A 6,874-nucleotide genomic window follows, 5' to 3' on the forward strand; every position below is an offset into this window, starting at 1 on the left:
TTGCTGTCTTTAAAGCATTCTCTGTTTGCTTTTGCCGTTCGCTTTGCTTGCCAAGGTGAAATGCCTTGGCTAAAGCCGCTATAAAGCAAAACTTCTCGAGACAGATATCATTGGTTCTGGAACACCGATACCTCTTAATTTTTTCAAGAAAAAAAACAAAACGCGGCGTAACTTACACAATGTTTGGAAAAAAGAAATCTTGCCTCATGGTTTTATCAAGGGTAGGAGTTTTCCAAAGCGTGTTGATTTTAAAAAGATGAAGAGTAATGTTTTTCAAAGAGTAGACGGAGGTAAATTCCCCATTGCAAAACAAGAAGGATCATCAATTGCTGGAGTGATGTCCAAACCAGAAATCACAAATTCTATCGCACAATATGCCAGTGAAAGATTAACTAAAAACATACAGAGACAACTTAAACGTCAAGAATACGGTGCTAATAAGAAAGCTAAATAATGTTCTCAAGCTTTATCTACCTATCCCATATCCTTATAAGTTTATGCATTACACACTTTGATTGCAATTTTAAAAACAAATTATCACTTATGCTTTGTTTTTTTTATAAAAAAGTCAATAAAATCAATATAAAAGATACTTCCCAGCGAATTAGCTTCGTTACGGGGCAGGCTGCGTAAACTATCGCTAGCGACAGAATTTTCAAATTAACTGTACATTGTACACTTAACTCATTGATAAATAATTATTTCAATATGCACACTGTACAGTATATAATTATTTTGAGATGGAAATTATTTTTATTCTCGACATTATTGCGTCAATGTATATTTTTGAATCAGGTGCCTAAGAAACACCTTAAATCGATAGCGGATAGATTACCGACACAATCTCTTCTCCGCACATTAGAGACTTTGACTCATTATATGCTACATGCATATAATGGATTTGTCGGGTGTAGTTACGCTATACAATACTCTTTATGGGCCAAGCGTAACGACGGATTATCGACCGTGTTTCTTAGCGCTCAGCATTCTTCTGGAATGTCAATAAGGAACCTTAATCGATAGGATTTCACTATGAACACTCTTATAGAAATTAAAGAAATGGTTATTGATAGAGAAGCTGTTCAAACCGTCAATGCTCGTGATTTGCATGAATTTTTGGAAATTACATCAAAATTTGCAGACTGGATTAAAAATCGTATTATAGAATGCAAATTTCGAGAAAATATAGATTTTATAGTTTTTTCTAAAAATTTAGAAAAAGATTGCCTAGCGTAAAATACCACAATACATTAGGCATGGCAAAACACCTTCAATGATCGAGCGTAATGATAAAGGTCATTAACCAAAAGAGTATTTTATCGAATGTGAAAAGCTTGCAAAACAAGTAGCGACACCGCAAATCGATTACTCCAAGCCCGAAGCATTACTTGGCATCTTGATTCAACTACAAAATCAAATCGAACAGAAAGATAGCATCATTGCAGAATTAGCATCCAAAGCAGACGCGCTTGAGAGCTTAAAATCTTCTGATGGTTTGTTCAGTCTTATTGAAGGGGAAAAATCCTTGAAGTACGACCAAAGGACTTAACAGATTACTTGCGTAAACATGATTGGGTGTATCGCCGTGTTCCAAGTAATCCATTATACCCTATCAGGATAAAATCAAGAAAGGATTTATGGATTATCCTGCTATCACTATTCAAAGACCTAATGCTACAGAAAAGGTACTGCCTTCAACAAAAATTACACCAAAAGGATTAGCATATTTGAGAGAACAAATCTTTGGGGGTGTGCAATGAAGGTAGATACCAATTTTTTATGCGATTTATGGATAACGTTGTTTCACTTTGTTAATTGTGAATATGTAGATAACAAAAATTGTAGTGCTCTGGTCGACATCATGGGCATAGTAGAAAAAGCTTTGATTTTAGAACTTCAAGATGAGGTGCCGAATATTACAAAGATTCTTGCAGTTCTTACAGGTTTTGGAACTTCAGAACTACCGCATAGCATGAATCCGTTATTGCAAACTTATGCTCCTACTTTGGAAAGTCCTGTTGTAAAAGCTGCTTAACTTAAAAACACAACTCCCCTCCCCGTTCTCAAAATGGGGAGGTGGTTTAAAGATCAAGTTTTGAATAGGAGCCAAGACATACTAAAACCAATCGATCTTGAGCAATCAAGCGATAAATCAACACTAAGTCAGGTCGAATATGACAATCTCGATAATTGCTCCAATTCCCAGTCAATGCATGATCATGATATCGAGGTTCTAAAGGCTGGTCATTTGCTAATGCTGCAATGATTTGGCGCAAATCAATATCTAAAAGATGCCGATACCATCCCTTCATTTCACGCTTGAAATCACATTTGAAGATAGTGGTGCGTTCAATCGTCCACATATAGATCATCAAATAATTCGTCTACGGAATGAAACTTTTTTAAGTTGCCTTCATCTAATTCCGTAAAAGCCGCTATGGTTTCCGCATTGGGTTGAAACAAGAAGAACGGAATAGATTTATCTTGTGCAATACGCGTCATCAACACTCTCACAACATCACTTACTGATAAACCTGAAGCTTGAATAACTTGATTAGCGATATTTTGAATTTCTTCTGGTACACACGCCTAAAGCATACGACTAGCTGCCATAATGATCTCTCCTCTTGTAACTGTATTCCAGTGCAATACAAGTGGAGTTTAATTTCAACCGCAAAATATTTGGCTTATCTGATACGCCGAAAACCCCATTTCTCAATATGGGAAGGAAATCAAGGCAAGGCGAAACTATGAATAAGAAGCATCGTGAGGGGATATCGGTTCGTGCGTTTGCAAAAAAGATGCGTGTTTCACATAATGCAGTGGTTTCTCGGATAAAGACAGGCAAATTTGATGCGGCTCTTTTTGAAGATGGTTCTGTCAATGAAGCCGTTGCAACAAGCAAATCCAACAAGCACCCTACCCCATTTTTAGCGCCTGATGGACAACCGCGAACAAATATCAAACAAACCTCTACAGAGGATGCCAATGAATACAAGATAAAACTGGAGCGAATGCAAGTTGCGCTTGAAAGCGAAAAGATTGCCCTTGAACGCTTACGCGAAACAACCGTTGATCGAGAAGAAATGAAAAAGGCAGCGCGTGAGTTTGGAAGAGTACACCGTGATGCCATGTTGAATTTTCCTCATCGTTTTGCTGCAAGCATTGCTGCACAAGTTGGATGTGATGCCGCCAGCCTTATTGGTGTTATTGATTATTACATGGGCACAGCTTTGCTTGAGGGGGTTAATATTCCAGTACCTTTCATGATCCTCATTCTCCAGAGTTAGAGAACTTGCAAGAAACGAATAATGGATGAAAATACAGTCGAAGAATTTTTCGCCAATGCCAATGACGCACGACAACCAGACCGTCTGAAGCAGATCAACGCGCCGTGATTACAGCACGCTTATGCACTGTAAAAGCTTCTGAACTGCTATGGACAGATGCCATCACAGATGAGCAAAAGAAAGCAGCCATTCAGTCTTTAGAAGACAAAAACAACATTCTATTGCGATAGGAGAATGCGCACATGGATATGAACTTTTTTAAACATGATGCTTTCTCAAGCATCACAATGATGAAAGCCATCGAAAACTATGAGTTTCAACCGGGGCTTATTAGTTCTCTTGATCTTTTTGAGGAAGTGGAAACAAGCACCACAGTGGTTGGTATTGAACGGCGTGATAATACATTTTCGCTTATTCAAACCAGTGAACGCGGGGCACCTTTGGCAGAAGGTGATAGAGAGGGTCGTAATCTTCGGTTTTTCAAAACAACACGGATTGCCAAAAGTGATACGGTGAAATCAGAAGAAATCCAGAACCGTCGTGAATTTGGGACAGAAGATCAGTTAGAGACAGCAATGAAATATATTGCCAGAAAACAAAAGAAACTGATTTCTGAAATTGAATTGACATGGGAGAATATGCAACTCGGCGCCGTTCAAGGGGTGGTTCTTGATGCTGATGGCTCTGTTATTGTTGACTGGTACAAAGAATGGGAAATCACACCACCAAAGCCCATTGACTTTAAACTAAATGTTGAGACAACCAATGTTGCTGACAATGTTGACCAAGTCATTATGAGGATGATTGAGGCTTCAAAAGGAGCATTTTCTGATCGTTCACGGATTATTGGTCTTTGTGGAAATAAATTCTTTTCCAAGTTGAAAAACCATAAAACAATTCGTGAGACCTATTTAAACACAGCCTTAGCACAGACACTCAATAGCGCTGGAGGTGTTGCAACACCAAGCGCTCTTGGCTCGGGGAGCTTTGGCAGTTTTGACTTTGCGGGTGTAACCTTTATTGATTACCGGAGTATTCACAACTATAATGTAAGTGCAAAGGCTGGAACCAAACGCGCCATAGGAATTAAGCCTGATGAATGTCAATTCTTCCCTGTTGATGCGCCTGGTGTATTCCAAAAAACCTTTGCTCCTAGTGAAAGCTTGGATTTTGCCAACACGGTTGGAAGACCTCTCTACACGATGCTAATCGTCGACCACGACCGTAATGCATGGGTAAAACCGGAGGTCTATAGCTATCCGCTTTACATCTGTACACGCCCTGAAATGCTGTTTAAAGCAGTGATTGGAGCGAAATAATATGCGATGGCACGAGCTGCTAAACCAAATGGTTAAAGATGTACGCAACACTTTTGGGCAGCCCATCATCTACACGCGAAAGGACAACCAGCAATCTTTTCGTATCACAGCGATTTACGGCATTAAACATTCGGAATCGGACACTGGGGGCAGAATCCCCACCACAATTGCAAGAAAGGAACTTGATCTTTGTATCAATGATATCGGGGGAATACCACCAAAACCTCAAGATAGTATTGTGGTCCTCTCTCCTGAAAACAGCAAAGCGCCCTCTTCTCAAGAGCACTTCACTGTCACAGATGTCCAAGCCTCAGAATCTAGTATGTATAAGCTTATCTTGCGGGAGATAAAAAATGGACGTATCTTTATCTTGTGTGTTTAAAAATTAATAAGGCTGCCCAAGAGCCCGAATTACTGCTACAAACCTTGGATTTGGAATGGCACTAAATCGGTAACTCCATGGTGAGCCAGTACGGTGACTGATGTGACATCTTTGGTATGTTATAGTGACTGATGCAATTCCTGCCCAAGTAGTCCTTTCATTATCTTCAGGGCTTACAAATACAATAGCTTGGTTTGTTACTAAAAGACGTCCTAAAGCTGGAGTCTTTTCGCCAATATTGAAGGTAACGCGTTCTTGAACTCCCAACAGTTTTTCATTTTTTGCTAAACGATAATCATATTCACTTGCGTCAAGTTCTTGAAACATTTCACATGCTTCCTCAAAATTAGAGGGAGGAATATCTGATTGCCACAAAGCAACTTCTTGCTCAAAGTTTTTTTCCTTTTTCGCCTCACGATAGGCAATAATAACAAAAATTAAAACAATAAGAATGGGTAGTAATAACCATGGTGTAATAGTTACTGTTACCACAATGCCTCCACTCAACAGAACACAAAGGAGAAAGATCTGTACCCTCTTTTCTAACCGCTTTTTTTCAAGTTCCGGCGACATTTTATTAACAACTGATAAATCAGAAGAAGGGTGGATATGGGGGGGAGGTATTAAAACCTGCTCTGAAACTTTTTCTTTAAAACGTTTTTTGCGTTTATCTTGCCAATGAACAAAAATAGACAAAGCAATACATGCAAAGAAAATTAACCTGAACCATCCCCAAAAACCTAGACCATCATTTTCGTCTGACTTTTTGTCTTGAACATGGATACTTTGCTTATCAGTATTCTCAGGTAGTACATGTTTCACGCTTTCATTTTGAGTAGCAACATATGTTAATAAAGTCGAGGAGGAGGAAAAAATTTCATTATTGTATGTAACTTGATCTGGTTCGAGTTTGTGCAAAAAAAACGCACCTAATATTGCAGAGCCGAGAAATAATAAAACTCCAATACCAAGAGTTTTCAATCCGTTTTTCCGCCATTTTTTTATACACACTAAAACAAGTCCGACAAACATCACTGGGAATAATAACAAGCATACGATCACCGCAATTGTATCAAGCGTATTGAGCATTATTTTCCCCTTCACTATAAATAAAAAACTAAGCCGAAAAATTTAAAGTGAGTCGACAAATAAAGTAAAGATGTGCTTATAATTTTAGAAAAAAGTGATATTACTGCGTGACATTATTACAGCGATATGAATAATCGAATCAGGTACCTAAGAAACACTTTAAAGCAATGAGCGAACGGATTGCTGGAACAATATCTTCTTCGCCAATTAAAGTTTTGACTCGTTGTATGTTACACCCATATAATGACTTTGTAAGATGTAGTTACACTATACAAGACCCTTTTACGGGGAAAATGTAACGGACGAGCTAGTTGCCCATGTTTCTTAGCACCCAGAGCTCTTTTAGAGTGTCATTAAGAAACGTCTAACAACTAGGAGTCCTTTATGAATACCCTTATAGAAATTAAAGAACAAATTATTGAGCAGGATACCGTTCAAACGGTAAATGCTCGTGAGTTGCATGCATTTTTGGAGATAAAATCCGATCTCATTGGTAGCTTGTGAGACGGCATCAAAAGCAAGTGGCAAGCCCTGTCCGAATGGTTTAGCGGCATGATAAGCAAATTAACCAGCTGGATGCCTAATTGGATGAAAAAAAAGCTAGGCTTTAATGTTTCAATCAACAAAACTTCAACCCAGACCATTAAAACCTTTACCGATGAAAGCAATGCACGCGCAAAAAGAATGCTGGATACAGTATTGGTTACAAATACCCCGCCTGAAAAACGCAAGAGTGGTTTTAATACAAGTGTCGTTGAAACAGGACAAATGCAGGCAACAAATAAAGTGGGTGC

The 6,874-nt window shown here is 38.7% G+C and carries 6 protein-coding genes and 6 pseudogenes; 9 read left to right on the top strand and 3 right to left on the bottom strand.

Going from position 1 to position 6,874, the window contains the following annotated elements; translation table 11 throughout:
- Nucleotides 1-85: 85 nt before the first annotated feature.
- The 3 genes and pseudogenes from ACFIJR_RS08495 to ACFIJR_RS08505 form a co-directional block, all read left to right on the top strand.
- Nucleotides 86-454, top strand: a pseudogene (locus ACFIJR_RS08495) (hypothetical protein); the annotation flags it as partial.
- Between the two features lie 578 nt (nucleotides 455-1,032).
- Nucleotides 1,033-1,760, top strand: a pseudogene (locus tag ACFIJR_RS08500) (antA/AntB antirepressor family protein).
- A complete protein-coding gene (locus ACFIJR_RS08505) occupies nucleotides 1,757-2,035 on the top strand; it encodes a hypothetical protein (protein ID WP_375654007.1) in 279 nt (92 codons plus the stop codon). Before ACFIJR_RS08500 ends, ACFIJR_RS08505 begins: the two are co-directional and overlap by 4 nt.
- 46 nt (nucleotides 2,036-2,081) lie before the next feature.
- On the opposite strand, the gene ACFIJR_RS08510 is transcribed toward ACFIJR_RS08505, so the two are convergent.
- Both ACFIJR_RS08510 and ACFIJR_RS08515 read right to left on the bottom strand, forming a co-directional pair.
- On the bottom strand, nucleotides 2,082-2,363 hold the full coding sequence (locus ACFIJR_RS08510; RefSeq protein WP_375654011.1) for a type II toxin-antitoxin system YafQ family toxin: 282 nt from the start codon (nucleotides 2,361-2,363) through the stop codon (nucleotides 2,082-2,084).
- Nucleotides 2,350-2,571, bottom strand: a complete 222-nt coding sequence (locus ACFIJR_RS08515; RefSeq protein ID WP_375627478.1) for a type II toxin-antitoxin system RelB/DinJ family antitoxin — start codon at nucleotides 2,569-2,571, stop codon at nucleotides 2,350-2,352. The genes ACFIJR_RS08510 and ACFIJR_RS08515 overlap by 14 nt, the downstream gene beginning before the upstream one ends.
- Nucleotides 2,572-2,750: 179 nt before the next feature.
- Here ACFIJR_RS08515 and ACFIJR_RS08520 point away from each other — a divergent pair.
- From ACFIJR_RS08520 to ACFIJR_RS08535, 4 genes and pseudogenes are all read left to right on the top strand, one after another.
- Nucleotides 2,751-3,319 (top strand): annotated as a pseudogene (locus ACFIJR_RS08520) (hypothetical protein).
- Between the two features lie 42 nt (nucleotides 3,320-3,361).
- Nucleotides 3,362-3,520 (top strand): annotated as a pseudogene (locus ACFIJR_RS08525) (head decoration protein); the annotation flags it as partial.
- Nucleotides 3,521-3,532: 12 nt separating this feature from the next.
- Nucleotides 3,533-4,609 carry a major capsid protein gene (locus ACFIJR_RS08530; RefSeq protein WP_375654008.1) on the top strand — a complete coding sequence of 359 codons (1,077 nt, stop codon included), beginning with the start codon at nucleotides 3,533-3,535 and terminating at the stop codon, nucleotides 4,607-4,609.
- A 1-nt stretch (nucleotide 4,610) separates the two neighbouring features.
- Nucleotides 4,611-4,991: a hypothetical protein gene (locus ACFIJR_RS08535; protein ID WP_375654009.1), complete on the top strand. Its 381-nt coding sequence runs from the start codon at nucleotides 4,611-4,613 to the stop codon at nucleotides 4,989-4,991.
- Between the two features lie 3 nt (nucleotides 4,992-4,994).
- On the opposite strand, the gene ACFIJR_RS08540 is transcribed toward ACFIJR_RS08535, so the two are convergent.
- Complete coding sequence (locus ACFIJR_RS08540) at nucleotides 4,995-6,080, bottom strand: hypothetical protein (protein ID WP_375627475.1); 1,086 nt, start codon at nucleotides 6,078-6,080, stop codon at nucleotides 4,995-4,997.
- A 384-nt stretch (nucleotides 6,081-6,464) separates the two neighbouring features.
- On the opposite strand from ACFIJR_RS08540, the pseudogene ACFIJR_RS08545 reads away from it, so the two are divergent.
- Nucleotides 6,465-6,566, top strand: a pseudogene (locus ACFIJR_RS08545) (phage antirepressor Ant); the annotation flags it as partial.
- Between the two features lie 18 nt (nucleotides 6,567-6,584).
- Nucleotides 6,585-6,874: pseudogene (locus ACFIJR_RS08550) on the top strand (phage tail protein); the annotation flags it as partial.

This window comes from Bartonella sp. OD88NMGDW (assembly GCF_042193775.1).
Classification (GTDB): domain Bacteria; phylum Pseudomonadota; class Alphaproteobacteria; order Rhizobiales; family Rhizobiaceae; genus Bartonella; species Bartonella grahamii.

Excerpts from the sequence above, each read along its gene's own strand:
- ACFIJR_RS08530 (WP_375654008.1), top strand. The coding sequence starts at position 3,533 with ATGGATATGAACTTTTTTAAACATGATGCTTTCTCAAGCATCACAATG.
- ACFIJR_RS08505 (WP_375654007.1), top strand. The coding sequence starts at position 1,757 with ATGAAGGTAGATACCAATTTTTTATGCGATTTATGGATAACGTTGTTT.
- ACFIJR_RS08535 (WP_375654009.1), top strand. The coding sequence starts at position 4,611 with ATGCGATGGCACGAGCTGCTAAACCAAATGGTTAAAGATGTACGCAAC.
- ACFIJR_RS08510 (WP_375654011.1), bottom strand. The coding sequence starts at position 2,363 with ATGTGGACGATTGAACGCACCACTATCTTCAAATGTGATTTCAAGCGT.
- ACFIJR_RS08540 (WP_375627475.1), bottom strand. The coding sequence starts at position 6,080 with ATGCTCAATACGCTTGATACAATTGCGGTGATCGTATGCTTGTTATTA.